At 59.0% G+C, this 26,260-nt stretch carries 26 protein-coding genes and 1 tRNA gene; 13 read left to right on the top strand and 14 right to left on the bottom strand.

What is annotated here, in order from left to right; genetic code table 11:
• Positions 1 to 17: 17 nt before the first annotated feature.
• Together C9E91_RS03185 and phoR are read right to left on the bottom strand one after the other, a co-directional pair.
• Positions 18 to 1,052 carry a substrate-binding domain-containing protein gene (locus C9E91_RS03185; RefSeq protein ID WP_107106906.1) on the bottom strand — a complete coding sequence of 345 codons (1,035 nt, stop codon included), beginning with the start codon at positions 1,050 to 1,052 and terminating at the stop codon, positions 18 to 20.
• Positions 1,053 to 1,238: 186 nt separating this feature from the next.
• Positions 1,239 to 2,405: a phosphate regulon sensor histidine kinase PhoR gene (gene phoR, locus C9E91_RS03180; protein WP_107107049.1), complete on the bottom strand. Its 1,167-nt coding sequence runs from the start codon at positions 2,403 to 2,405 to the stop codon at positions 1,239 to 1,241.
• Between the two features lie 336 nt (positions 2,406 to 2,741).
• Between phoR and ppk2 the strand changes: the two genes are divergently transcribed.
• Positions 2,742 to 3,623 (top strand): polyphosphate kinase 2, encoded by an 882-nt coding sequence (gene ppk2, locus C9E91_RS03175; protein ID WP_107106905.1) that lies wholly within the window; start codon positions 2,742 to 2,744, stop codon positions 3,621 to 3,623.
• Positions 3,624 to 3,641: 18 nt separating this feature from the next.
• Here ppk2 and C9E91_RS03170 read toward each other — a convergent pair whose 3' ends face one another.
• Positions 3,642 to 4,877: a hypothetical protein gene (locus C9E91_RS03170; protein WP_107106904.1), complete on the bottom strand. Its 1,236-nt coding sequence runs from the start codon at positions 4,875 to 4,877 to the stop codon at positions 3,642 to 3,644.
• Positions 4,878 to 5,221: 344 nt separating this feature from the next.
• Here C9E91_RS03170 and C9E91_RS03165 point away from each other — a divergent pair, with 344 nt between their 5' ends.
• From C9E91_RS03165 to C9E91_RS03150, 4 genes are all read left to right on the top strand, one after another.
• Complete coding sequence (locus C9E91_RS03165) at positions 5,222 to 6,181, top strand: NAD(P)H-dependent flavin oxidoreductase (protein WP_107107048.1); 960 nt, start codon at positions 5,222 to 5,224, stop codon at positions 6,179 to 6,181.
• Positions 6,182 to 6,316: 135 nt separating this feature from the next.
• Positions 6,317 to 6,392, top strand: a tRNA-Thr gene (locus tag C9E91_RS03160).
• 400 nt (positions 6,393 to 6,792) lie between these two features.
• Positions 6,793 to 7,731: an abortive infection family protein gene (locus C9E91_RS03155; protein WP_107106903.1), complete on the top strand. Its 939-nt coding sequence runs from the start codon at positions 6,793 to 6,795 to the stop codon at positions 7,729 to 7,731.
• Positions 7,732 to 8,076: 345 nt separating this feature from the next.
• Positions 8,077 to 8,292 carry a hypothetical protein gene (locus C9E91_RS03150; protein WP_107106902.1) on the top strand — a complete coding sequence of 72 codons (216 nt, stop codon included), beginning with the start codon at positions 8,077 to 8,079 and terminating at the stop codon, positions 8,290 to 8,292.
• 100 nt (positions 8,293 to 8,392) lie between these two features.
• Here C9E91_RS03150 and C9E91_RS03145 read toward each other — a convergent pair whose 3' ends face one another.
• From C9E91_RS03145 to C9E91_RS03120, 5 genes are all read right to left on the bottom strand, one after another.
• Complete coding sequence (locus C9E91_RS03145; protein ID WP_245407406.1) at positions 8,393 to 8,680, bottom strand: hypothetical protein; 288 nt, start codon at positions 8,678 to 8,680, stop codon at positions 8,393 to 8,395.
• Between the two features lie 9 nt (positions 8,681 to 8,689).
• Positions 8,690 to 10,324, bottom strand: coding sequence for an IS66 family transposase (gene tnpC / locus C9E91_RS03140; RefSeq protein ID WP_107106901.1), 1,635 nt, complete (start codon positions 10,322 to 10,324; stop codon positions 8,690 to 8,692).
• 45 nt (positions 10,325 to 10,369) lie between these two features.
• On the bottom strand, positions 10,370 to 10,717 hold the full coding sequence (tnpB, locus tag C9E91_RS03135; protein ID WP_107106900.1) for an IS66 family insertion sequence element accessory protein TnpB: 348 nt from the start codon (positions 10,715 to 10,717) through the stop codon (positions 10,370 to 10,372).
• A complete protein-coding gene (gene tnpA, locus C9E91_RS03130) occupies positions 10,714 to 11,106 on the bottom strand; it encodes an IS66-like element accessory protein TnpA (RefSeq protein ID WP_107106899.1) in 393 nt (130 codons plus the stop codon). The genes tnpB and tnpA overlap by 4 nt, the downstream gene beginning before the upstream one ends.
• A 483-nt stretch (positions 11,107 to 11,589) precedes the next feature.
• On the bottom strand, positions 11,590 to 11,970 hold the full coding sequence (locus C9E91_RS03120; protein WP_107106897.1) for a TM2 domain-containing protein: 381 nt from the start codon (positions 11,968 to 11,970) through the stop codon (positions 11,590 to 11,592).
• 211 nt (positions 11,971 to 12,181) lie between these two features.
• Here C9E91_RS03120 and C9E91_RS03115 point away from each other — a divergent pair, with 211 nt between their 5' ends.
• A complete protein-coding gene (locus tag C9E91_RS03115) occupies positions 12,182 to 12,481 on the top strand; it encodes a putative quinol monooxygenase (protein WP_107106896.1) in 300 nt (99 codons plus the stop codon).
• A gap of 91 nt (positions 12,482 to 12,572) precedes the next feature.
• Here the strand turns inward: C9E91_RS03115 and C9E91_RS03110 are convergent, their stop codons facing one another.
• A complete protein-coding gene (locus tag C9E91_RS03110; protein WP_107106895.1) occupies positions 12,573 to 12,854 on the bottom strand; it encodes a hypothetical protein in 282 nt (93 codons plus the stop codon).
• A gap of 129 nt (positions 12,855 to 12,983) precedes the next feature.
• Positions 12,984 to 14,225 (bottom strand): LysR family transcriptional regulator, encoded by a 1,242-nt coding sequence (locus C9E91_RS03105; RefSeq protein WP_107107046.1) that lies wholly within the window; start codon positions 14,223 to 14,225, stop codon positions 12,984 to 12,986.
• Between the two features lie 451 nt (positions 14,226 to 14,676).
• Between C9E91_RS03105 and osmF the strand changes: the two genes are divergently transcribed.
• The 4 genes from osmF (at position 14,677) to C9E91_RS03085 (ending at position 18,569) form a co-directional block, all read left to right on the top strand.
• The gene (gene osmF, locus C9E91_RS03100; protein ID WP_107106894.1) at positions 14,677 to 15,585 is read left to right on the top strand and encodes a glycine betaine ABC transporter substrate-binding protein OsmF; all 909 of its coding nucleotides are present in this window, start codon (positions 14,677 to 14,679) and stop codon (positions 15,583 to 15,585) included.
• A 127-nt stretch (positions 15,586 to 15,712) separates the two neighbouring features.
• Positions 15,713 to 16,879, top strand: coding sequence for an ABC transporter permease (locus C9E91_RS03095; protein ID WP_107106893.1), 1,167 nt, complete (start codon positions 15,713 to 15,715; stop codon positions 16,877 to 16,879).
• The gene (locus tag C9E91_RS03090) at positions 16,876 to 17,823 is read left to right on the top strand and encodes an ABC transporter ATP-binding protein (protein ID WP_107106892.1); all 948 of its coding nucleotides are present in this window, start codon (positions 16,876 to 16,878) and stop codon (positions 17,821 to 17,823) included. Before C9E91_RS03095 ends, C9E91_RS03090 begins: the two co-directional genes overlap by 4 nt.
• On the top strand, positions 17,820 to 18,569 hold the full coding sequence (locus C9E91_RS03085) for an ABC transporter permease (RefSeq protein ID WP_107106891.1): 750 nt from the start codon (positions 17,820 to 17,822) through the stop codon (positions 18,567 to 18,569). The genes C9E91_RS03090 and C9E91_RS03085 overlap by 4 nt, the downstream gene beginning before the upstream one ends.
• Before the next feature lie 25 nt (positions 18,570 to 18,594).
• On the opposite strand, the gene C9E91_RS03080 is transcribed toward C9E91_RS03085, so the two are convergent.
• Positions 18,595 to 19,260 carry a nitroreductase gene (locus C9E91_RS03080; protein WP_107106890.1) on the bottom strand — a complete coding sequence of 222 codons (666 nt, stop codon included), beginning with the start codon at positions 19,258 to 19,260 and terminating at the stop codon, positions 18,595 to 18,597.
• Between the two features lie 193 nt (positions 19,261 to 19,453).
• Here C9E91_RS03080 and C9E91_RS03075 point away from each other — a divergent pair, with 193 nt between their 5' ends.
• The gene (locus tag C9E91_RS03075; RefSeq protein ID WP_107106889.1) at positions 19,454 to 19,849 is read left to right on the top strand and encodes a VOC family protein; all 396 of its coding nucleotides are present in this window, start codon (positions 19,454 to 19,456) and stop codon (positions 19,847 to 19,849) included.
• Positions 19,850 to 19,910: 61 nt separating this feature from the next.
• Here C9E91_RS03075 and C9E91_RS03070 read toward each other — a convergent pair whose 3' ends face one another.
• Entirely contained in the window at positions 19,911 to 20,306 is a 396-nt protein-coding gene (locus tag C9E91_RS03070) for a PRC-barrel domain-containing protein (protein WP_107106888.1), read from the bottom strand.
• Positions 20,307 to 20,665: 359 nt separating this feature from the next.
• On the opposite strand from C9E91_RS03070, the gene C9E91_RS03065 reads away from it, so the two are divergent.
• The gene (locus tag C9E91_RS03065; protein ID WP_107106887.1) at positions 20,666 to 22,363 is read left to right on the top strand and encodes a long-chain fatty acid--CoA ligase; all 1,698 of its coding nucleotides are present in this window, start codon (positions 20,666 to 20,668) and stop codon (positions 22,361 to 22,363) included.
• A gap of 185 nt (positions 22,364 to 22,548) precedes the next feature.
• On the top strand, positions 22,549 to 24,174 hold the full coding sequence (pgi, locus tag C9E91_RS03060; protein WP_107106886.1) for a glucose-6-phosphate isomerase: 1,626 nt from the start codon (positions 22,549 to 22,551) through the stop codon (positions 24,172 to 24,174).
• A gap of 345 nt (positions 24,175 to 24,519) precedes the next feature.
• Here pgi and C9E91_RS03055 read toward each other — a convergent pair whose 3' ends face one another.
• Both C9E91_RS03055 and C9E91_RS03050 read right to left on the bottom strand, forming a co-directional pair.
• Positions 24,520 to 25,446: a carbohydrate kinase family protein gene (locus C9E91_RS03055; protein ID WP_107106885.1), complete on the bottom strand. Its 927-nt coding sequence runs from the start codon at positions 25,444 to 25,446 to the stop codon at positions 24,520 to 24,522.
• A 75-nt stretch (positions 25,447 to 25,521) separates the two neighbouring features.
• A complete protein-coding gene (locus C9E91_RS03050; protein ID WP_107106884.1) occupies positions 25,522 to 26,223 on the bottom strand; it encodes an orotate phosphoribosyltransferase in 702 nt (233 codons plus the stop codon).
• Positions 26,224 to 26,260 lie beyond the last annotated feature (37 nt).

The following is a 26,260-nucleotide window of genomic DNA, read 5'->3' as shown; positions in this document are numbered from 1 at the left end:
GGGCAGTCCTTACGCCATCACATGATCTTACCGTCCGCGAAATCCTTGCGGATCTGGTCGCGCTCGGAATCCGGCGCCGGCACCAGGCCGTATTCGGCCAGGGCGCTGTCCGGTCCGATCATTTGATCGCTCGTGAAGAACTCGACATATTCCTTCAGGCCCGGAATGACGCCGAGATGCGCCTTCTTGACGTAGAAGAACAGCGGCCGTGACACTGGATAGGTGCCGTTGGCGATGGTCTCGCCCGACGGCACGATGCCGCTCACGGTCGCGACCTTCAGCTTGTCGGCATTGTTCTGATAGAAGTAGAGGCCGAAGACGCCGACGCCGTGCTTGTTGGCGTCGATGCGGGCGAGCGTCTCGGGATAATCGCCATCGATATCGACCGCTACGCCGTCCTTGCGCACCGCAATGCATTTCTTGGTCTGCTGATCTGGATCGGAGACGGTTGCCTTGATGACATCAAGCGCACCGGACTCCTTGCAGCCGGCAGCGAGCACCTTCTCTTCGAAGACCTCGCGCGTGCCATGCTTCTCGCCCGGAATATAGGCTGCAATCTCAAAACCCGGCAGGGCCGGATTGATCTCCGACCATTTCTTATAGGGATTGGGAACCAGCTTGCCGCTCACCACAACTTCGGCGGCCAGCGCCTTGTAGAGATCGGCGGGCACGAATTTCATGTCGGGATTGCTTTTGTCGAAGGCGAAGACGATGCCGTCATAACCGATCTTGACCTGCTCGATATCGGCAACGCCGGCAGCCTTGCAGGCCTTGAGTTCGCTATCCTTGATGGCGCGCGAAGAATTGGCGATATCGATGGAATCGGTGCCGACGCCCTTGCAGAATTCCTTCAGGCCGGCACCGGAGCCACCGGATTCGACGACCGGCGTTTTGAACGCGGTGAAGGTTTCGCCGAAAGTCTCGGCAACAATCTTGGCATAAGGGAACACGGTGGAGGAACCGGAAATCTGAATCTGATCGCGGGCCGTGGCGCCCCCAGCGAAAGCGGCGGATACGACCAACGCTATGACAGACAGTTTCAACGTGTTCATGGTGAACCCTCCCTGACAGGCTTTGAAGAGCGCGACGGCGAACGGGACATCCGCCTGTTCAGCATCTCTTTTTTAGCTGTCAAAGCACCGCCCTTTTATGTCAGGCGAGTGAAACAATTATGACAGTTCAACCAATTGAAATTTATGGATTAAGTTGCGCCCAAAATAGGCGATTCACAGAGGCGTTCAGAAGCGTACCGTGAAGTCCGTTCCCTTTCCGACTTCCGATTTGACGATCAGTCGCGCGCGGTGACGGGTGAGAATGTGCTTGACGATGGCAAGCCCGAGGCCGGTGCCTTTTTTCGAGCGGCTGTCCTCGACATTGACGCGATAGAAACGCTCCGTCAGGCGCGGCACATGTTCCGCCGGAATGCCCGGCCCCCTGTCGGAGATGATGACCTCGACGGCCTGGCTCGAGTCGTTCAAGAGCGAAACCTCGACCACCTTGCCTTCCTGACCATATTTGCAGGCATTCTCGATGAGGTTTTCGAAGACCTGCACCAATTCGTCACGATCGCCCAGCACCTCCACCTTGCCGGGAGGCAGATGCAGATTGATGGTGACGTCGAGGTCGTCGGCAAGCGGCAGCAGCGCGTCGCGGACATGGCCGAGCAACGGCACGAGGTCGACTTTCTGATCCGGCGCGATATGCGACTTCAGCTCCAGCCGCGACAGCGACAGGAGATCGTCGACCAGCCGGCTCATGCGCGTCGTCTGGTCGAACATGATGCCCAGGAAACGCTGCTGCGCCTTTGGATCCGCCTTGGCCGGCCCCTGAATGGTTTCGATGAAACCACGGAGCGAGGCGAGCGGTGTGCGCAGCTCATGGCTGGCATTGGCAACGAAATCGGAGCGCATGCGGTCGATATGCCGGAGCTCGGAGATATCGCGGAAAGACAGCACGAAGAAGGTGCCGGGCTCGATGTCGGTCTCCGGCAGCTCGACCGGCGCGATGCGGACGATATAGACGCGCTCGGACGGCAGACGCTCGGAATGCTCGATCTGGTTCGGCGTGTTGGTGGTGATCGTCTCGCGCACCATGTCGAGCACGCCGGGGGAGCGCAGCTTGGCGGAGATGTGAGCATTGAGCGGAAAGGCGCCGAATGCCTTCTCCGCGGCGGCATTCTGCACCAGGACGGAGGCCTCGCGGTCGATGATCAGCACCGGCATGTCGAGCGCGGCGAGGCCGGAGAATACCGTGCGAAGCAAGGCTTCCGGATCGGTGGGCGCTGGCTCGACGAGCGTCGGCGGCGCAATCTGCGCGGTCAGCGGCCGGCGGATCAGCGCGACGATGACAACGACGACCCACATCCACAAGATGACGGCAGCATTGATACCTTCGACGAGCGCCATAACGGCGATCAGCGTCGCAAGAATGAGGATGGCGATCTCCTGCCGCAGCCTTGCAGCCAGCCTACCAAGGAATGACCATTCGTCTTCCAATTGCACCCGTCCCTTCGCCTCTCATAGCGGAATCCAAGACTCCGCGTCTTAGCGGGGATTCATGACAGAAGTTTTCGGCTCTATCCACAGAAGCCCGCGGCTTACCGCAATAAATGTAGCCGGCGAAGGATGAGGCCGGCAAAGGGCTTGAAAATACTGGATAAATGACCCAACTTGCCCATGAGGCTTTTTTGCCGCACCGGCAGATATGGTTAAGACGGCGTAAATTTCGGAGGAGCAGCGGACATGGCAGAGGACGTGAAAAGCCGGGCGGTGGAATTGGATATTCATGGCAAGACGCGCATTTTCGATGTCGATGACCCCGTGCTGCCGGACTGGATCGAAGACGAGGCGCTTGCTTCCGCAGGCTTTCCTTACAAGAAGAAGCTGAAGGAAGAAGAATATCTGGAAGAGCTGGAAAAGCTGCAGATCGAGCTCATCAAGGTACAGTTCTGGCTGCAGGCGACCGGCAAGCGGGTAATGGCGCTCTTCGAGGGACGCGACGCCGCCGGCAAGGGCGGTTCGATCGCCGCAACGTCGGCCCATATGAACCCCCGCCTCGCGCGCGCCGTAGCGTTGACAAAGCCGACCGATCGCGAGGCTGGGCAATGGTATTTCCAACGCTATGTCGCCCAGTTCCCGACAGCCGGCGAATTCGTGCTGTTCGATCGTTCCTGGTATAACCGCGCCGGCGTCGAGCCGGTCATGGGCTTCTGCACGCACGAGCAATACGAGCTATTCCTGAAGCAGACCCCGCATATGGAAAAGCTCATCGTCCAGGACGGCATTTACTTCTTCAAATTCTACCTCGATATCGGCCGGGAAATGCAGCTCAAGCGCTTTCACGATCGGCGCCACGATCCGCGCGCCGTCTGGAAGCTCTCCTCGATGGATATCGCTGCACTGAGCAAATGGAAGGACTATAGCGAGAAGCGCGACCGCATGCTGAAGGAGACGCATGTGGACTACGCGCCATGGACGGTGATCCACGCCAACGACAAGCGCCGCGCCCGCCTCAACCTCATCCGTCATATTCTGCTGACGCTCGACTATGACGGCAGGGACGAAAAGGCGATCGGCGAGATCGACGACAAGATCCTTGGCATGGGATTGCATGTCATCAAATAGGCAGAATGCAACCCAGCCTTATTGTCCCGGCAGGACGCGGATGGCGTAGATATTGATGCCGCGCGCCTTGCCGTCCACATCGCTGTTGATGATGAGATGGCCGGGCGCAGTCGGCGCCAACGAGCGATCATAACGGACCTGGAACAGCGCATCGGTCTTCTGACGGGTGACGTCGAAGCGATGACGCCCGCAACTGCCGAGGGAGCCGAAATCGCACTCGACAGTGATCTGCGTCGGCGTATCCGAGGTGGACTGCAGTGTGAGCGCGATGGTCGACGATTTGCCGGCCAATTGCTGCAGCACGTTTGCCGGCACTTCGACCGACGCGTTGCCATCGGGACCGCTGGCCTGAGAGGTCAGGCGCACGGCCGGACCTTCGTTCTCCGAGACGCTCTCGGCCTTGGCCTGCGCGCCGCTTACGACCTTTGCCAAGTCGGTCGGCTTGAAAATTTCGATCCACTCCGCCGAGAAGTTGTTCTGCGGGTCGATCGTCGCCAGCCCCGGATTAGCAGGCGGCCCGCTATTGTCCTCGTCATCAGATGTATCATCGGCATTGTTGCTGCCGTTGAAATCCTGGGAATCGACATGCGCCGGCGGATTGGGAACGCTGGTGTCGCGCTGCGCCGCCGTCATGAACACGCCCGAGGTCTTGATCCACCAGGCACCGACGCCAAGAAAGGCGAGCAGGATGCAGAAGACCAGCAGGCGCGAGAAGAACTTGCGCGGCTTGCGGCGAACGGCGGCGCGCTCGGGCTTGAAATTCATCGACCGCGTTGCGGTCGGCGCGGCAACTAGTTGATGTTCATCGCTATCGGCGCCGAGATGATCGGCCGGGCCAGCGCGCATGTCGCCCAAATCGCCTTCCGGTGCAGCGGGCTCGACAGGAACAGAGGCTTGAGGGGCAGCGGGACGATCGCGCGTCTCGCCGCGAACGCTCATCACAGGCTCCTGACGCTGCTGCGTCGGTTGGGGCGCCCGCTGTTGCGGCGCCGCTGGAGGCACATGAGGCGGTTCCACCTCAGGGGTCACGGGCATCTCCGGCGGGCGGGCACGCTCTTCACCCTCGATCGCCCGGATGGTCGCTTCAAGGCGTTGGCGCTGAGCCGAAATAATGCCGATGTCGGTAATGTCCTGCTTGCGAAGTCCGGCTTCAAGCGCCTGTCGCGCCGATTGATAGATGCGAGCCCGGATTTCCGGATTGGCGCGATCGGATCGCTCCAACGCGCTTCTGATAGCCGTTTCTAATCCGCTCACATCAGGTCCTTTACTCTCACTCGCGATGCGCTCGCATACTCTACTGGCAAGACGACCATTTCTTTACCATTCGCTAACCGAATTCGGTAACGCCCTGACCAGCAATGTGCAAGTCTCTCCAAAGAACCCGCGAACACTCCGGCGGGGATAAATGGCAAAGACGACACAAATGGGGTGGCAGGTGAGGCAGTAGGAAGCGTGAGCGCGGATAGGTTATCACTATTGCCTATTGCCGAATGCCTCCGCCGCCCATTGCCTGCTGCCTGCCTCTTCCCCATCTTCCCCTCCCGGCGGACATCTGCTATCCGTTTGACGTTTTCGTAAACGTCAAACGGATGATGTTCATGGCCCTTCCCTCTGTCCTGACCGAGCGCCTGCGGCTGCCGGTCGTGGCCTCGCCCCTTTTCATCATCTCGCATCCGGTATTGACGCTGGCCCAATGCAAGGCCGGCGTCGTCGGTTCGTTTCCAGCATTGAACGCCCGGCCGGAGAGCCAGTTGGACGAATGGCTGGCGATGATCACGGAGGATCTCGCCGCCCACGACGCCGCGCATCCCGACCGTCCATCGGCTCCCTTTGCCGTCAATCAAATCGTCCATGCGTCGAACAAGCGGCTGGAACACGATCTGATGCTCTGCGTCAAATACAAGGTGCCGATCGTCATCTCCTCGCTCGGCGCCGTGCCGGAGGTCAATGCAGCCGTGCATTCCTATGGCGGCATCGTGCTGCACGACATCATCAACAACCGTCATGCCAATTCGGCGATCCGCAAGGGAGCGGACGGGCTGATTGCCGTGGCGGCGGGCGCCGGCGGCCATGCCGGCCAGCTCTCGCCCTTCGCGCTGGTTCAGGAAATCCGCGAATGGTTCGACGGGCCGTTGCTGCTCGCCGGCGCAATTGCCAATGGTGGCGCGATCCTGGCCGCCCAGGCGATGGGCGCGGATATGGCCTATATCGGCTCACCCTTCATTGCCACCGAAGAGGCGCGCGCGGCGGAAGCCTACAAACAGGCGATCGTCGACGGCGCGGCGGCCGATATCGTCTACTCCAACTTTTTCACCGGCGTACATGGCAACTATCTGAAGCCCTCGATCCGTGCCGCCGGCATGGACCCGGACAAGCTGCCCGAAGCCGATCCTTCGAAGATGGATTTCGAAACGGCAACGACCGGCGCCAAGGCCTGGAAGGATATTTGGGGCTCCGGCCAGGGAATCGGCGCAGTCAAAGCCATCGAACCGGTGGCTACGCTTGTCGACCGGCTAGAGGCGGAATACCGGCAGGCACGGGCTCGACTGGCGCTCTAGGGACCCTTGAAGCGCGGCTACTTTTTCACAAGCCCCCCGCTTTTTTACCATTCAGCGATTTGAACGCTTGAAATCTCGTCGCATTGACTGTATCAGCCCCATGCAAATCGCGGGGCCATACCGAACCCCCGGAATGCCGCTTTAGCTCAGTCGGTAGAGCACATCATTCGTAATGATGGGGTCACGTGTTCGAGTCACGTAAGCGGCACCAAAAACCTTTGCAATTCCCTGAGTATTTTCAATTGCATCTCCGAACACTGACGACGCTCGACAAGCTCGCTCATCTACCGACTGAGCTAAAGCGGCATCTGTGTAATGAGAATAGAATGAGATGGCGCTGATTCGAGGGTGGACCCGAAAGTTTATGGCGTGATGACGGGCAGAACCTCCAACAGAGAATAGCAAAGCTCAAAAGCATTCCCTCCCACCACGAATGTCCTCGACGGGGTACTGGGGGGTTCAGGGGTTCAGGGGTCTAGTGCCTTAGTGTATAGCACCCCGAGATTTTCTCAGAGAAATTATGCTGTTTCCAGACGAGGGTTGCTCTCGACTCTTTTGGTTGAATCTGACTGAATCTCTACACAACTCGGGAATCAGGGTAGAGGTTCGCAATGGCCGTGTGGGGCTTATTTTCAAAACGACAAAGCCAATTGAGGGGAGAGGTCCCGGATGTTTACACCTACACTTCAATCCCCCCTAAGCTTCGAGTGCAGATCGTCCATATAATAAGTGAAGCACTAGGAAATCCGGGAGAAAGATATCAAGAACCTCAAGTCAACGAAACATACAAAACAATAGTTGAGGGGCTATGCAGAGAGTATGGCTTGTTTTATTTGCCACCAACAAATGACAGATACGGAGTTTCTTATGGAAAGGAGCTTTTTGATTTTTTGCTGCGAGTTGAGAACGTGGAGCAATGCCTCGACGTTGTTGAAATAAGCTTTCGCGCTGTTGATTTGGTCGCACGTCAGCGGGATTACATTCATGGATCAAGTGGTGGTCAAATCTGTGACGGAGCCATTGAAGAGCTGAACGAGCGTTTCAAAGAAAATGGGGTCGGTTACCAGTTCGTGGACGGTGAGATTATCCGGGTCGATTCCCAACTCCTTCATGCTGAGGCTGTGAAACCTGCTTTAAATCTCCTGAACACAAGGGAGTACCGTGGACCCCACGAAGAGTTCATCAACGCATACGAACACTACAAGGATGGGAACAACAAGGAAGCGCTGGTTGACTGCCTAAAAGCTTTCGAGAGCACCATGAAGGCTATTTGTGACAAACGAAGGTGGGCTTACGATCCCAAAGGCGGGGCAAAAGACCTTATCGCCGTAATGTTCGACAAAGGGCTCGTTCCTTCATTTTGGCAGACACAGCTTTCCTCTCTTAGAAGCCTCCTCGAAAGTAGTGTACCGACAGGCAGGAATAAGCTTGCTGGTCATGGGCAAGGGTCGACACCCACAGAAGTCCCTGACGAGATCACGGCTTACATGTTGCATATGACAGCTTCAACATTAGTCTTCCTGACGACGGCTGAAAGAGCTTTGCCATAGTGATGAGCCGCGACTACGACGAATTTGGGCGAGCAGGCATGTACGATAGGGAATAGCGGCGGGGGACTTAGGTGGCTAAAGCCATTGTGCGAGAGAGAAAAGATATACCAGAGACGGCGTGATGACATGCACCAACTAGTCATAGTGCCAAGCTGCGGCTTTTTTATTAAAGGTCGTGCTCACACCATTTTTCTTCGATAGAATCAAATTGTTATGTGGACGGAAGTTCTTTTGAACTATGGCGACAGTGTTGCGATTAAGCCTACAGTTTCAAAAGTAAGCTACCTGTGCCGCTTGACTTCGCACTACCCTCTGACACCGTGAACGCTATCGCGGAGGATATTCATGACCCCAGAACGCTTTTCTGAATGCCTTTTGCATATCCGTTGGACGCCGATCAATTTGGCAAGTGCCCTGCAATGCGATCTGTCGTGGGTGGAAGCCATGGAAGTGGGGAATGCCAAAGTGCCGGATGGACTGGCAGCCTGGCTGGAAACTCTCGCGCAATGCCATGAAGCGGCTGGCGTTCCAACGACATATCGAGGGCGTGGGCACGATTGAATAGGTGCGATCTTGATGTGAGGTGCGCACAGTTTTGACGGCGAGGCCTAGAGTACCCATACGGTGAAGACCGCGGTTAGCCTGATCCTGCATGCCGGTTTTATCGAAGTGCCAGGATTCTTCGTGCGGCTCTCTCACATCGCTTGGCCAACTCGGGATATGACAGGCCCATATGCTCTGTCGCAATCTCGAAGAGGTAGCTGGCGATGTCTTCTGCCGTTGCGTTGGCATTGACCAGCATGCCGCATACGACGTCGGCATAGGCGTCATATTCGTCCTGGGCTTCGGGAATGTCAGATATGCCGATCGGATCCCAAGCACGAAGCAATATATCGCGAACAACAGCGAGGATACTTTCAGACTCAGCCCCGCCGGTTTCGTGTCCCATCAGTTGATCCTATGCAGCAGCGGCATTTGGTGACGATGACATCCAATTCCAGGGCAACAACCCCTCGAGCCGAGTGATCGGTGTATCAGCGATACGGGCGAGCACGTCGGCAAGCCACGCTTGCGGATCAATGTCATTGAGCTTGGCGGACATAATTAGCGTCGCCATGAAGGCGGCGCGGTCGGCGCCGCGATCGGAGCCAGCAAACAACCAGGATTTTCTGCCGAGAGCGAAGCTGCGCAGCGCCCGTTCGGCGGCATTATTCGTCAGGCAGATCCGACCGTCATGGAGGAACGATATGAAGCCGTCCCAGCGCTTCAGCATGTAATCGATGGGCTCGGTGACCGGTGAACTGCGCGACAGCTTTGCCCGCTCGCAGCTAAGCCAGTCTTGAAGTTCGTCGATGAGTGGACGGCTGTCTTGCTGGCGTCGCGCTAATCGTTCATCGGCAGATAGTCCGTTGATGTCGCGCTCAATGTCGAACAGAACGTCTATGCGCTTCACGGCTTCGAGCGCCACCGGCGAGATCTCGGCAGCATTCTTTCCCCGTTTGGCGTTGGTGGCGATGTCGGCAAGCACGAAGAACTTGCGACGCGAATGTGCCCAACACAGCGCCTGAGTCAGCGGACCCGGATCGCGATCAGCCTTGAATAGCGGGTTGTAGCCGCCATAGGCGTCAGCCTGCAGAATGCCGGTGAAGCTCTTGAGATGACGCTCAGGATGCTCCTGCCGCCGGTCGCGCGAGGCATAATAAAGCGCCGCCGGTGGCGATGTTCCGCCGAATGGCCGGTCATCTCTGACGTAGGTCCAGATGCGGCCAGTATCGGTCTTGCCTTTCGCCTGGATCGGCACGGTGGTGTCATCACCATGCAGCCGATCGGCGGCAAGGACATGCGCCTCGATCAGCGCATGCAGCGGTTTTAGCGACGCGGCGCAGGCTCCGACCTGATCGGCGAGCGTCGAGAGGCTGAGGTCGATGCCCTCGCGGGCATAACGTTCGCTCTGTCGGTTCAGCGGCTGGTGTTGACCGAACTTCTCGAACAGGATCATTGCCAAGAGGTTCGGTCCGGCAAAGCCACGTGGCGTCACATGGAAGGGTGCAGGCGGCTGGGTGATCTTCTCGCATTCCCGGCACGAGAACTTCTCGCGCACAGTCTGGATCACCTTCCATTGACGCGGGATCACTTCCAGCGTCTCGGTGATGTCCTCTCCTAACTTCGCCAGCTTGGCCGAGCCGCAGCACGGGCAATTGGTGGGCGGGGTAATGACGACACGCTCGCGCGGCAGGTGTTCGGGGAATGGCTTCTTTGATGGACGCTTGCGCTCAAAGGCTCTGACCGAAGATGAACGTGCTGCTATCTCGGCTGCCAGTTCATCCTGACTAGCGTCGGCTTCCAGCTCCTCGAGCTGCAATTCCATCTGTTCGAGCAGTCGCGCCTTGCGCTCCGATCGGCTGCCGTGGATGTCGCGCTTCAGCTTCTCGATCTCTAGCCGGAGACGGGCGATCAGCGCATCAGAATGGGAGTTCACCGCCTGGGCGCGGGCGGCAACCGCTTCCGCGTCACGGCGTGCCGCACGCTCGGCGAGGATCATCGCGTGGGCGCTGGCAAGGTCGTCGGGAAGCTGATCAGCCGGCTCGGTCATGGCAAGATGGAATCATATTCGCTCCTGCCTTTCCAGCGATTTCCGCTATCCTGCCGAGCTCGGACGCCAGGTTTTTTGCGGCATGCGCCAGTCGATACCTTCGAGCAAATATCCGAGCTGTGCGGGCGTAATCACCACCGTGCCATCGGCGGCCGACGGCCATAAGAACCGTCCCCGCTCAAGCTTTTTGGTGAAGAGGCAGGCGCCCTGGCCATCATGCCAAATGACCTTGATCAGCCCACCTTGGCGACCTCGGAAGCAGAACAAATGGCCGCTGTGCGGATCCCGCTTCAGCGTCTCCTGCACCATCAATGCCAGACCTGGGAAGCCTTTCCGCATATCCGTATAGCCGGTCGCCAGCCACACTTTTACACCACTCGGAACCGGGATCATCGTCGCTCCACAACGTCAAGGATTCGGCCCAAGGCTTCCGGATCAATATCACTCTCCACGCGAAGACGTCGGCCCCGGCCAAGCTCGATCGTCACCATGCTCGCCTTCTTGCGCGGTCGTGGCGGCACTGCCGTCTCCACAGGATCAGGCGCGGGCAAGGCCGCGACGACGTCAACTGGAACAAATTGCGGCGTGGGTGGCTCTGAGATTTGGCAGAGCTGTTTGCGCCAACGGAACAATTGCCCGGTATGGATTCCGGCGGAACGCGCGATCTCCGATACGCTGGCGTCCGATTCAAATGTCGCTGCGACCAGCCGCTCTTTGTCCTCTCGAGACCAGCGCCGACGCCGCTCGACCGATGTGATCACCTCAACCTGATGCTTGGTCATATGACTATCCCTAGTGCTTGCACTAGGACTTGCAGTCTTCAGCCCATCTCAGCAAGGCGGCCCCCACCGTGGGGTTACGGCCTAGAGGCTTCGCTGACCGGTTTCGGCGTTAGCGCCTTTTTCTCCAAACAAAAAAGACCCAAACTGCTAGTTGACTCATAATAAGTTTAGCATACTGATTTGTTATCTGATTGGATTTGACCCCTGATCGGATCGTACAGCAGCTCGACCGCCGGTTCGGTCGGGCTGCTTGTTATGGAAACTTGAAACCGCGGTTCAGCCGGTGGACCGTTGGGATAGCTAGGCCCTTATGAACAGGGCGCCTACCAAGCCAAAAACCACAATCGACTGCAATATGAACATTGGCCATTCGGTTGACATTGGCTTCCTCCCATCATCAGGAATATAGGGAAGCACTAATGTTTGCCGATTGTCATGTCATTACTTTTGATTGTGCCACCGGCAGAACCACTTCCAACGTGATTACGCGTTTTGCCCATGCGCTGAAATCACGGTGCGTTTTGCCTGCTCCGCCTGCTGATTCGTCCGGAGCGCCTGATCGGTCAGACGTTGCCGAATCTCTTCCTTTTGTTCGGAAATCATCGCGGAAATGAGGAAGGCATCGACGATCCACCAGATGCCAAGCACCGTCAGGAGCGCAAAGCCGATAATCAGGAATGTCGTAAGCCAGCCCACTACACATAGAATCAACTGCGCCACCGCGCTGCCGGTTCTACCAAGATAAAACCGGTGAGCGCCCAGCGTGCCAAGAAAAAACCAAAGCAAATAGGCTGCGCCGACCGATTTTGCTTCATTGGTCACGCGTTGTTCGATCAATATTTGCTCTTGCGTAGAAAGTGCCATCTTTTCCCCATGATTTTCAGGCGCAAGCCCCCTCACGCCACAATAGATCGGCGCATTGAAATTCACGCCTAGATAGAGAAATGCAACTGCATCAAAGTAAAGTCAAGCATTTGGTCATCGTCTATTTGTGATATGCGTCAGAACCGGGCACGCAATGTGCGCAATCCGCCTTCCTGCATCTCAATCACCCTATCCATTCAAAGGAAACGTCATGATCCACGTTCTCGCCATCCTCACCGCCCTGCCCGGCAAGCGTGCCGCCGTGCTCGAAGTCTTCCAGGCGAATGTTCCGGCCGTGCATGCCGAGGACGGTTGCATCGAATATACCGCCGTTGTCGATGTCGAAGGCGCCAATCCGGCGTTCGGTCCCGATACATTCGTGGTGGTTGAAAAATGGGAAAGCATGGCGGCGCTCAAGGCACATGCGGCCGCGCCGCATATGGCGGCCTATGGGGAGAAAGTGAAGCACCTGATGGCCGCGCATGCCGTGCATGTGCTGAACCCGGTCTGATCTCACCTCGCGGCAGCCAAACAATCATCTCCACGGCGCCATTCGGCGCCGTTCATCTTATCCAGCCCGCGAGCGCGGGCCGCCCGCCTACTCAGTACCACGGGTCGTAATAGCGATCGCGCCAATAGGGACGATGCCAATAACGGTAGTTCCCATAATACGGACCACCCCAATAGCGGTCGCGATAATAATCGCGGTAGTAGTAGCGATGATAGCCATAGCTTGGGCCGACATAGAGGCCGAAGAAGCCTGGCGAGACCATCACGCTGGGGCCGCCGTAATGATGATGGTGATGATAGTAGCGGTGAGCATCAACGGTCACTGGCAAAGCGAGGATGCCCAGCGCTACTAACGCCGCTGCAATGATCCTCATTTCTCTTCTCCTTGAACGCATCCCGTAAGCCGGCGACACCTGTGCCGACTTGGATGCCATCATCCCCGCGCATGCGGGGGCATGAAGATAAACGCGCAGGGGGAAGGCATGGTTCCGAATGGCCGAAAGCTATGAGCTTTGTGAGAAATGCGGCCTGTTGCCATAAGCCGGGGCGGTTTCCGTTCCGCCCACCAGCTCCCGCACCGCCTCTTGGATCAGCCGGCAGGCATCGACCGAAGCGCGGCGGCCATTGTGGGCGAGGTGATAGGAGAGCGGTAAAGTCTGATCCGGATCGACGATCCGGACCTTGTCGGCGATGGGCGCGGCGCTGACGCGGCCGAGAAACGAAACATACCCATGATTGGCGACGAGGTCGACGATGACGGGAAGCGAGTCGGCCGAAGTGATGTCGCGACCGCGAAACCGACGGCGGTCGCCGCTGTCATAGCCGAAGGCCGTAGCCGCATTGCCGATGCCGGTGCGCGGGCTCGGCACGCAAAGCGGATGGTTTTCGACCAGTGCCGTCACCGTCTGTTCCGTGCTGCCAGGCGGCGCGATCGCCACCATGTCGGTTGCCACCAGCTCCATATGCTCGAAAGCATCGAGGCCGAAGACGGAATCGACGATGGCAACGTCGATGCGACCGGACCTCAGCGCCTCGCGCAAATCGTCGGCCGTCATCAGCATCAGGGACAGCGTGTTGCGGTTGCCGCTGATGTTCCAGCGTGCCACGAGGCTGGCGAGCGAGCGCGCAACCCAGCTTTCCGAGCCGGTCGGGATGATCGACCCGATGCGCACTGCACGCGCCGCCCGCTGAAATCGCTCGTCCGCCGTCGCCTTCATCTCGTCCCAGGCCTCGGCGATACCGGCGAAGATGGCATAGACCTCGCGGCCGATATCGGTCAGCACCGAACCCTGCGCCTGCCGTTCGAACAGGCGGCAACCGAATAATTCTTCCAGATTGGCGATCTGCAGCGAAAGCTGCGGCTGACCGAGACGCAGACGGCGGGCGGCGCGATTGATGCTGCCCTGATCGGCGACCTCCAGGAAACGTTCGATGGTGGCGATTTTCAGCGGCAGGCGGGCCGCCCATTCGGGATAGTCCTGTACTGCCGGGGGCTCCTTCGTCAGCGCTGAGAGCTGCCGCATGGCGGACAGGATCGGCTGCAGGCCCTTCTGCACCATCGAGCTGGCAAGCAGGGTGGCAAGCTCGCCCGACGCTCGCTCGACGAGCTTCATCGCCAGCTCCGTTTCCAGCCGCCGCAGCGCGCTCGACACGGTCGAGGCTGAAAAGGACAGCCTGCGGGCAGTCTCCCTGACGGAGCCGATCGAGAAAACCGTATCGGCGATGAACAATGCCCCGAGATACAAGCCGGCCATCCTTTTAGAGCCTGCCACATGCCCTCTCCGCATGCAGCCGAACCAAGATGTCGACACGATATGGTGTGTTCTCAAAAAAAGATATCCCAAACCCAAAAGGCCAGGACTATCGTTCGATGACCGCCTAACTGATCCTGATCGCTGAGAGATCGGAACGGCGGCGAAACGGGTAAGGGGAACAAAAACAAACGCACTTGCCCCCGAAAAAAGAAATCTATTTTCGCGCTTATGCCGGGCACCCTCGTCATAATCGCGCGGCGACTGCAGGTGGCGGACTGGCGTGTCATCGATTTTTCGGCGGCGAGCGCTATTTCCCAGACGCAGACAGGACTTCGCATGCGGGTTCTTCGGCCCGCATCCATATGTGGCGTGTCCGGGGACCGGATTTGAACCGAACGGATACGCCAGACAAACGGTTCAACGGGGTACAAAGGGAAACATCATGTTCAAGAAGTTCGCACTCGCCGCCGCGCTAACGGCTTTCGTCGCCAGTGGTGCCAGCGCTGCCGACGTCGTGGTCTCCTCGAAGATCGATACGGAAGGCACGCTGCTCGGCAATATCATCTTGGCCGCGCTCAACGCCAACGGCATCACGGCCAAGGACCGCATCGCACTCGGCACGACGCCTGTCTTGCGCAAGGCGATCACGGCCGGCGAAATCGACGTCTACGCCGAATATACCGGCAATGCCGGCTTCTTCTTCAACAAATCAGACGATCCTGCCTGGAAGAACCTGCAGCAGGGTTATGATCTGGCGAAGAAGCTGGATTACGACGCCAACAAGATCGTTTGGCTGACGCCGTCGCCGGCAAACAACACTTGGGCGATAGCCGTTCGCAACGACGTCGCCGGTCCGGCCAAGCTCAAGACCATGTCCGATTTCGGCAAGTGGGTTGCCGGCGGCGGACCGATCAAGCTTGCGGCGTCTTCCGAGTTCGTCAACTCGCCGGCGGCTCTGCCGGCCTTCCAGACGACCTACAGCTTCCAGATCAAGCCCGACCAGGAAGTCGTGCTCTCCGGCGGCGACACCGCAGCAACGATCAAGGCTGCTGCCGACAAGACCAACGGCGTCAACACCGCCATGGTCTACGGCACGGATGGCGCCATCGAAGCGGCCGAACTGACGGTTCTCGAAGACGACAAGAGCGTGCAGCCGGTCTATGCGCCGACGCCGATCATCCGCGAAGCCGTACTGAAGGCCAATCCGAAGATTGAGGAAGTTCTGGCCCCGATCTTCAAGGGCCTGACTGCCGACGTGCTCCGCAAGCTGAACGGCCGCATCCAGGTGGACGGCGAACCGGCCAAGTCGGTTGCCGAATCCTACCTCAAGGAAAACGGCTTCCTGAAGTAAGACTTTACCTATCACCCCTGCGGCTTCGCTTTGATAGAGTGGGGCCGCAGGGATATTTGATGAGGCATGATCTTATCCAAGAACCGCTTCGCAGGTTTTGGCATCATGCGCTGACGGAGCTTGCTTGATGGAAGATGGGCTTGCGGTGCGCAGGGTGGACCGTCTCGGGGTGGTGCTGGTGGCCGGTGGCTGCCTCGCGGCGGCGTCGATGCCGTTCATCATCGTCAAGGCAAACCGCATCGCAGCCGGCAAGCCGCAATTGTTGACGCAGCTCCTCGCCCAGCCCGTCGCCTTAGCGCTTCTAGCCCTTCTCATCGTCACCGCCCTCGCCGCTCTCTTTCTGCGCAACCAGCTCGTCCGCCTCGGCATCGCCACGCTCGCAATTGCCCTTCTGATCGTCACGCTCGGTTTTGTTTCCACCGCGGCCACGCCTGCCAGCAGCACCGTCGCCCGCATTACGCCGGGCGGCTCCTTCTGGATATTGCTCGCCGTCATCGGCCTGGTGATCTCGGATGCGCTGGTCAAGCTGCAGCTCACGCCATGGCTTCGCGTCGCCGCGCTCGCGCTCTATGCGGCGATCCTCGGCATCATTCTCAGATCCGGCCTGCTCGACAATCTGTCGATCATGAAGGAATACGCCAACAATGCGGACAAGTTCTGGAATGAGGCGCTTGGCCATGTGTTCCTGTCGCTCGGCTCGGTCGCCATCGCCATCCTGCTTGCCTTGCCGCTCGGTATCTTCTGCTACTGGCAGCCGAGGCTTCGCGCTGTCGTGCTGCGCGGCCTGAGCTTGGTGCAGACCATTCCGAGCCTGGCCCTGTTCGGCATTTTGATGCTGCCGCTCGGCTATATCGCGACACACGTTCCTTTCGCAGCCGCGCTCGGCATTCAAGGCATCGGCACTGCGCCGGCGCTGGTGGCGCTGGTGATCTATTCGTTGCTGCCGATCGTCGCCAACACTGTCGTCGGGCTTGCCGGCGTCGACCCGTCCGTGCGCGATGCCGCCGCCGGCATGGGGCTGACCCGTCGGCAGATCCTGACCGGCATCGACCTGCCGCTCGCCTTTCCGGTTATCCTGACCGGCATCCGCATCGTGCTGGTGCAGGCGATCGGCCTCGTTACAGTCGCCGCGCTCATCGGTGGCGGCGGTTTCGGTCTCTTCATCTTCCAGGGCATCGGCCAGACAGCCAATGACCTGGTGCTGCTCGGCGCCGTGCCGACGGTCCTTCTCGCATTCTCATCGGCCGTCATCCTCGATGCGGTCATCGACAGCATCCGGGGACAACACGCATGACCACCATGATCGAGCTGAAGGGCGTGACCAAGCGCTACGGCAACGCCACCGTGGTCGATAATGTCAGCATGAGCATGGAAAAGGGCACGATCACCGTCGTTGTCGGCACCTCTGGCTCCGGCAAGTCGACGCTGATGCGCATGATCAACCGGCTGGTACCGATCTCATCCGGCCAGATTTCGGTCGACGGTAAGGATGTCATGAGCGTGCCGGCGACCGAACTTCGCCGCCGCATCGGCTATGCCATTCAGGGCCACGGCCTGTTTCCGCACCGTACCGTGGCACAGAACATCGCTACCGTGCCGCAATTGCTCGGCTGGGACAGAGCCCGCATCGACCGGCGCGTCGAGGAATTGCTCAATCTCTTCCATCTCGATCCCGGCACCTTTGCGGCGAAATATCCGAGCCAGCTTTCCGGCGGCCAGCAACAGCGCGTCGGTGTCGCCCGTGCGCTTGCGGCGGAACCGGAACTGCTGCTGATGGACGAACCCTTCGGCGCGCTCGACCCGGTCATCCGCGGCAAGGCGCAGGACGATCTTCTGGCAATCCAGAAGCAGTTCGGCACCACCATCATGCTCGTCACCCACGACATGGACGAAGCTTTCCATCTCGGCGACCAGATCGCCGTGATGAGCGAAGGCAAGCTGCTGCAATGTTCGGAACCGGGGAAGATCCTGACCGAGCCGGCCGATCCCTTCGTGCAGCAACTGACCGGCACCTCCGACCGGGCGCTAAAGCTGATGTCGCTGCTGCCGCTGAAGGAAAGCATGCAGCCGCCGCGACCGGGCCTCGGCTACAGCCTGCCGCAGACGCTCAATCTGCGCGATGCCCTGGCCGAGATGATCTGGCAGGGTGCTGACGAGGCTGCCGTGGAAGACGACAGCAAGGTGCCGGTCGGCTCGATCTCCATGCAGCATTTGATCGAGCTGGGCCGCAAAGCATGAAGTTTCTGACCGCCAACATCTTCCGGTTCCTGGCACTGGCGTTGCTGCTGGTGCTGCTGTTCCGGCCGGAATGGCTGATGCCGATCCTGGCGCCGCTCACCAAATTCGGTGCATCGCCGATCTATACGCAAAACAGCCTGGTCGGTCTCGCGATCAGCCATATGGAGCTGATCCTCATCTCGATCGCCGCCAGCGGCATTCTTGCCGTGCTCGGCGGCATCTTCGTCACCCGCAAGAGCGGCGCCGATTTCCTGCCGCTGTCGCGGGCGATCGCCAATGCCGGCCAGACCTTTCCTCCGGTCGCGGTGCTGGCGCTCGCCATCTCCACCACCGGTTTCGGCGCGGTGCCGACGCTGATCGCGCTTTTTCTTTACGCCCTGCTACCGATCTTCGAGAATACCGTCGCCGGCCTGCAGCAGGTGCCCGCCTCCGTACTGGACGCCGCCGACGGCATGGGCATGAATGGTTGGCAGCGGCTGTTTCGGGCCGAGCTGCCGCTTGCACTGCCGCTGATCATCGAAGGGCTGAAGATCGCCACCGTCATCAATATTGGCACCGCAACCATCGGCTCGACCGTTGCGGCGAAGGGGCTCGGCGAAGTCATCATCGCCGGCCTGATCAACGACAATACCGCTTTCATTCTGCAGGGCGGCCTGATCGTCGGCCTGATGGCGGTGCTGATCTACGACGGCATGGAACTGATTGAAACCGCGGTCACTCGCAAAATCGGCTTGCAATCGCACTGACATAGCTGCCGGAGCGAGATCGCAATCAACCGTCGACGAAAGTGATGGTCTCGTTGATCGGTGCCCGGCCCGTACGGACGTAAGGAACCGTGACGTCCTCATACCCGATCGACATGCCACAGAAGAGGGTGAGCCCTTCGGGCGGTGACAGGACTTCCGCGACAGTCTTGCGATATACCGACCACGCCATTTGGGTGCAGCTATGCAACCCTTCGCCGCGCAGCAGCAGCATGACGGTCTGCAGATACATGCCGACATCGGCCCATTGGGGTGCGCCCAGCTTGCGGTCGATGTAACAGAACAAGGCCGCAGGCGCGCCAAAACAATCCCAATTTGCGGAGGCGGTCCTCTGCCTCGCCTCCCAATCGCCCTCGGCGATACCGAGTGCGCTATAGCGCTCATGGCCGAAGGCGGATCGGCGCTCGCGATAGGGTGATTTCAGTTCGGGCGGGTACATCTCGTATTCCCGCTCGTCCCAGGCATCATGTGCGGCCACACGTTCGCCGGCGCGCTTTTTAAGCTCTGCCAGCGGCGCACCGGTCACTAGGTAGGAGTTCCACGGCTGGAGGTTTGATCCGGATGGCGACCAGGCTGCGGCCGCCACCACGCGCTTCAGCACATCTTTCGGGATATGTCGGTCGGTAAATCCGCGCACCGCCCGTCGGCTCGTAACCGCCTCGTATACGTCCATGATCGCTCCCCTTCCGGTTGCCAAGGCTCAGCAGCGAGCCCCTGCCATGAGAGGTAGCAAATTCGAATTGAGAGGCCCATTCTGCGCGGTGTTTGCCCGCACACGACATTTGGCTAGTAGAAGTCATGCCGACGTCGAGCACAGCTTGCATAAAAGGTATGTTCTTGGGGAAAACAGCGGCAGGAGGCTACCTATGGCGAAAATGATCCATTCGATGATCCGGGTACTCGATGAAGCGCGCTCGGTCGATTTCTACGGCAAGGCTTTCGGGCTCACGGTTGCCGACCGCGTCGCATTCCCGACCTTTACGCTGATCTATCTCAGCAGTGCCGAGACCGGTTTCGAATTGGAATTGACCGTCAACCAGGGCCGCGTCCAGCCCTATGCGCTCGGAGAAGGCTATGGCCACCTCGCCGTTTCGGTCGACGAACTGCGGGACGAACATACGCGCTTCACGGAACTCGGCCTGAACCCCGGCAAGATCGTTGAACTCAATCGCGATGGAAAACTTTTCGCGCTCTTCTTCTTCGTCACCGATCCCGATGGTTACAAGATCGAGGTGATGCAAAGGAACGGGCGGTTTCAATAAAAGCTACGCAAACCAAAGCCCCGCGCAAACGGGGCCGGTCTGGCTTCGACTATTTGCATGCCTACATCCAGTAGGGAGGCACACCGAAATAGTCATGGCTCTTATGGCCACGGTCCTTATGGACGAGGGTATCGTCCTTGCTGGCGAAACGACACGCCTTTTCGACGTCGTTCTTGGTCATATTGATGCGGTAGCCGTCAATGCGGGCGTCATAGCGCAGCTTCTCCCACGGCAGCCGGTAGTGGTCCTGGCCGATGCCGAAAAAGCCGCCGAAGCTCAGGATGATGAAAGCGATACGTCCATCGCTTTTTTCCATCATCAGGCGCTCTATATGACCGATTTGTTTGCCGTCGGATCCAAAGACCTTCGACCCCTCGACCCGATCGCAGGCCACCAGCATCGACATGTCCTTGATGTAAAGATCGCGGCTCATCGTATCGGCACTCTCTTTATGCATGTGCGCACCTCCTCTTGGATACGCTTCACATAAACTTTTGGAGCGTCCGATCCGCCTTAAGCGTTTACGGGGGCAGCACGATGCTCCGGTGGGTTCTCGCCCACGGCCATATTAACGCGCTGTCTTGGCAAAAGTTCCAGTACTTTTTTCAAAGTTATTAAAAAATGGTTAACGCGCAGGGATTATTGACGTTTACGTCAAAGTTAGTATAGCTTTTCGTTGTTGCTCTACGTCTTTAGGTGAGGGCAAAAGCGGCAGCACTGTGAAAAGCGGGAGACTTTTCAGCGAAGCAGTGCCACGCTACAAAGCCGCGGCTCGCCAAGGGCGAGGCGTGATGATGCGTAAGGGAGGAAGTGCGCATGAATTCAGTCTCTGCTCCTTCGGATAGACCGCAGGTCAACAAAATATGGCTTGCTTCCTATCCGGATATCGTACCGGCCGAATTGCCGCCGTTGGAGCACGCATCGCTCATCGAACTGCTGGAAGAAAGCTGCGCGCGCTATGCCGACAAGCTCGCCTTCACCAGCATGGGCAAATCCATTACCTATCGCGACCTCGATACGCAGACGCGCAAAATCGCCGCCTGGCTGCAGAGCCTCGGCCTTCAGAAGGGCGATCGCGTCGCCGTCATGATGCCGAACGTGCTGCAAAACCCCGTGACCGTGTACGGCATACTTCGCGCCGGCCTCGTGGTCGTCAACGTCAACCCGCTCTACACGCCGCGCGAACTCGAGCACCAGCTTCGCGATTGCGGCGCCAAGGCGATCTTCGTTCTTGAAAACTTCGCTCATACGGTGGAGCAGGTTCTGGGGCATACGGATGTGCGCCATGTCGTGGTCACGGCACTTGGCGACATGCTTGGCATCAAGGGCCACATCGTCAACTTCATCGTCCGCAAGGTGAAGAAGCTCGTGCCGGCATGGTCCATCCCCGGCCATCGCGGCTTCAAGGGTGTGGTCTCCGAAGGCGCGCGCCTGCCGTTGAGACCAGCCGAACTCACGGGCAAAGATATTGCGTTCCTGCAATATACCGGCGGCACCACCGGCGTTGCCAAGGGCGCGATCCTCACCCATTCCAATCTGCTCGCCAACCAGCAGCAATTGCTGCTCTGGCTGCAATCCGCCTATATCAACAAGCCGCGCCCCGAACAGCTAACTTTCGTCTGCGCATTGCCGCTCTATCACATCTTCGCGCTGACGGTGAATTCGTTGATGGGCATGTCACTCGGCGGTCATAACGTCCTGATTGCCAACCCACGCGACATACCGGGCTTCATCAAGGAGCTGGGCAAATACAAGTTCGATATGTTCCCCGGCCTGAACACGCTGTTCAACGCGCTGATGAACAATCCCGAATTCGCCAAGCTCGATCTGTCCCATACCGCAGTCCTCGCCGGCGGCATGGCGGTGCAGCGGCCGGTTGCCGAGCGCTGGCAAAAAATGACGGGAGCCTGGATCACCGAAGGTTATGGCCTTTCCGAGACCTCGCCGGTTGCAAGCGCCAACCGCTTCGACAGTTCGCAATTCTCCGGAACGATCGGGCTGCCGATCACGGGCACCGATTTCGACATTCGCGACGAGAACGGCAGATCGCTGCCTCTCGGCGAGGTCGGCGAAATCTGCATCCGCGGGCCGCAGGTCATGGCGGGCTACTGGAAGCAACCGGCCGAAACCGCACGCGTGATGACAGCGGACGGCTTCTTCCGCAGCGGCGACATGGGTTTCATGGACGAGCGCGGCTACACCAAGATCGTCGACCGCAAGAAGGACATGATCCTGGTCTCCGGCTTCAACGTCTATCCGAACGAGATCGAGGAAGTCGCCGCCATGCATCCGGGCATTCTCGAAGCCGCGGCCATCGGCGTGCCGGACGAACATTCGGGCGAAGCTGTCAAGCTTTTCATCGTCAAAAAGGATCAGGCGTTGACCGAGGCCGATGTCAAGGCGCATTGCGTTGCAAACCTCACCAACTACAAGCGGCCACGCTTCATCGAATTCCGCAGCGAATTGCCGAAATCGAATGTCGGCAAAATCCTGCGCAAGGAATTGCGTAACTGACATAATTGGATGTCACTATTCCATGCCATTCGGAAAGCCGCCCGCCCTTCTCCGCGGGCGGCTTTTTTCGTTTTTACCGGTGCGCGAACTTGATTTACCCCTTACAAAGCGAATAGTTTCCGCGACCAACTCAGAGTGCCCCGCCCTCGCCAGATGGCCTGCGGCGTGAACCGCAAGGAGCCCCCATGAACGCCCTCGTCGAACAACTGAAGAGCACTGCAGCGGCCACCAAAGCCACGGATATCCGCGCGGCCTTTGCAGCCGACTCCCAACGTTTCTCCCGCTTCAGCACCGCGCTTGACGACCTGCTGATGGACTATTCCAAGACTGCGGTGAACGACGAGGTCTTCGCGCTTCTCGAAAAGCTCGCCAACGAAGGCGGTATTGCAGCCAAGCGCGACGAGATGTTTTCGGGCGTTGCCATCAATTTCACCGAAAATCGCGCCGTTCTGCACACCGCGCTGCGCAATCGCTCCAATACGCCGGTCTTCGTCGATGGCAAGGACGTAATGCTTGACGTCAACGGCGTGCTAGCGGCCATGGGCAAATTTGCCGACGGTATCCGCTCGGGCACGCTGAAAGGCGCGACCGGCAAGGCGATCACCGACGTCATCAATATCGGCATTGGCGGCTCCGATCTCGGCCCGGTCATGGCGACGCTGGCGCTTGCCCCCTTCCATGATGGCCCGCGCGCGCATTTCGTCTCCAACATCGACGGCGCCCATATCGCCGATATCCTGAAGCTCGTTGCGCCGGAAACGACGCTGTTCATCATCGCGTCCAAGACCTTCACCACCATCGAGACGATGACGAACGCCCAGACGGCGCGCAACTTCATCGCCAAGGCTCTTGGTGAAGCTGCTGTTCAGCATCACTTCGCCGCCGTTTCGACCGCGCTCGACAAGGTTGCCGCTTTCGGCATCGATAGCGAGCGCGTCTTCGGCTTCTGGGATTGGGTCGGCGGCCGCTACTCGATCTGGTCGGCCATCGGCCTGCCGCTGATGATTGCTGTCGGTCCGGAGAATTTCGGCAAATTCCTCGACGGCGCGCATGCGATGGACAACCATTTCCGCAAGGCGCCGCTCAAGGAAAACCTGCCGATGCTGCTGGGCCTCATCGGCTTCTATCATCGCAACGTGCTGGGTTACACGACCCGCGCCATCCTGCCCTATGACCAGCGCCTGTCGCGCTTCCCCGCCTATCTGCAGCAGCTCGATATGGAATCGAATGGCAAGGGCGTCACCATCGACGGCACGCCGGTCGAGGGCAATTCCGGCCCGGTCGTCTGGGGCGAGCCCGGCACCAACGGCCAGCACGCTTTTTACCAGTTGATCCACCAGGGCACGAGCATCATTCCGGCCGAATTCATGATCGCCGCCAATGCCTTCGAACCGGATCTGCGCCACCAGCACCAGTTGCTGGTGGCAAACTGTGTGGCACAGTCGGAAGCCCTGATGAAGGGCCGCACCTTCGCCGAAGCCAAGGCCCAGCTCACCGCCAAGGGCATGGACGATAAAAAGGCCGATTTCATCGCGCCGCACCGCGTATTCACCGGCAATCGCCCGTCGATCACCTTCGTCTACGACAAGCTGACCCCCTACGCACTCGGCCGCCTGATCGCGCTCTATGAACATCGCGTCTTCGTCGAAGGCGTGCTCTTCCGCATCAACTCCTTCGACCAGTGGGGCGTCGAGCTCGGCAAGGAACTGGCAACCGGCCTGCTGCCGGTCATCGAAGGCAAGGAAAGCGCTGCCGGCCACGATTCGTCGACGCAGGGCCTGGTGGCTGCGCTCGCAAGCCGGGCGAAGTAAGTCTCTTCGACCAAGAATAAAATGGCCCCGTCTGTTGCGTCAGGCGGGCCCTTTTACGTGAAGGTGCGGCAAACGCGAGGTTATCTCGCCCTTGGCGGGCGAGAAAGCAATTTCATTGGTTTAGGAATTGCGATACCGGAAGCTCTGCATCTTCAAAAGCTTCTCGCAATTTCTAAGCCATTGAAATTGCAAGGGTGGAGGTCCGCTTCTTGCACTGATCCGCTGGACATTGGTCACGTCCCTGCCTACCCCCGCCCTTGCAATTTCTAAGAATTAGACAAGGGGCAAGCCCTCGCCTAATCCTAAGAAATTGCTTTCCCGCCGCCAGGGGCGGGATAGGACCTCTTACAGCCCAATCTCATGCGCCCAGGGCGGGTTGGCACCTGCGCGGGACACCGTAACGGCCGCGGCCTTGGCGCCCAAGGCCAGCGCGTCGCGAAGCCCCTTCTCATCCAGAGATGCAACCTGCGCCTTGGTCAGCAGATTGTTCATCTTCAGCGATGCCAGGATGCCGGCGTCGAACGTGTCGCCCGCGCCGACGGTATCAACCACGGTCACGCGTTCGCTCGGCACCGTCACCTTCAATGACTTCGTATAGCCCGTCGCGCCCTCGGCGCCCTTGGTGACAACGACCAGCTTGGCGCCCTGGTTCAGCCAGTGAGCCGCAAGTTCGTCATGGTTGCCGGCGATGCCGAACCATTCAAGATCTTCATCGGAGAACTTCAGGATGTCGGACATGGCGGCCATGCGGCTGATGCGGCCCATATGCGCCGGCTTGTCCTTGATGAAGCCGGGGCGGATGTTCGGATCGAGCGAGATCACCCGGCTTTGATATTCGCGCTTCATCAGCGCTTCGTAGGTCGCACCGCAGGGATTCGGGATCAGGCTGATGGCACCGAAATGCAGGGCTTCGCAGTCATCTCCCAAAGCGGGGAGATCGGCCTCGGTGATCATGCGGCCGGCGGAACCTTCGTCGTAGAAGGCATAGGTCGCCTGGCCGTTGACGAGCTTGACGAAAGCGATCGTGCTCGGACGCGGAGCGATAGCGCAATAGCTGTAATCCACCTTGGCGGCCGCGAGCGTCTCGCGCAAGATATCGCCCATCATGTCGTCGGCAATGCCGGTGAAGAAACCGGTCGGAACGCCAAGACGGCCAAGCGCAATCGCGGTATTGAAGATCGCGCCGCCGGCATAGGGCGCAAAGGCCTTTTCACCCAGCGTCGTATCTCGCGGCAGCATGTCGATCAAAGCTTCGCCACAGCACAATATCATTCCGGCCTCCTCGATGGCATGTCTGTCAGTGTAGTCCGTAAATCGATTAGATAAATTTACGGCAAAAGCAAAGCATCACTTTGTTGCCAGTTCCGATACGCCGCCATTCCGGCCAGACCAGGCGAGCGGCGCGTTGAGAAAAGCTTCCACTTCCTCGAGCGTTTTGTCGTCGAACAGCTTTTGCGCCTTGGCGACGGCAAGCGCATCACGCCAGGTGGCGATATGGTGGAGCCGAACCTTCGCGTTGGCAAAGCGCTCCTCGGCTTCCGGGAAAATGCCGTAGTAAAACAGCGCCATACCGTGGTCGACGATGCCGCCGGCAGCACGGATGGCGTCGATGAACGTAAACATGCTGCCGCCCGCCGTTGTCAGATCCTCGATGACCAATACACGGGCCCCTTCCGGCATATGGCCCTCGATCTGTGCATTGCGGCCATGGCCCTTCGGCTGCTTGCGGACATAGATCATCGGCAGATCAAGACGCTCGGCGAGGAAGGCGGCGAAGGGAATGCCCGCCGTCTCGCCGCCGGCAACGCAATCGAACTGCTCGAAACCGGCGTCGCGCATGACGATGCTGGCGGCGAAATCCATCACTGTCGAACGAATGCGCGGGTAGGAAATCAGCTTACGGCAATCGATATAGACCGGGCTCGCCATGCCGGAAGCCAACTTATAAGGCTTCTCGGCGCTGAAATGCACCGCCTTGATCTCCCAAAGCATCTTCGCCACCAGTTCGGCCATGACGGCGCGATCGGAAAATGTCATCTGGGTGGTCATGCAGGCCTCCTTCGCTATTTAAGACATTCCTGCGGCA

It is taken from the genome of Rhizobium sp. SEMIA4064 (assembly GCF_003025035.1).
Classification (GTDB): domain Bacteria; phylum Pseudomonadota; class Alphaproteobacteria; order Rhizobiales; family Rhizobiaceae; genus Rhizobium; species Rhizobium paranaense.
Note: the sequence above shows the minus strand (reverse complement) of the source record. Positions and strands in the feature narration are given on the sequence as shown.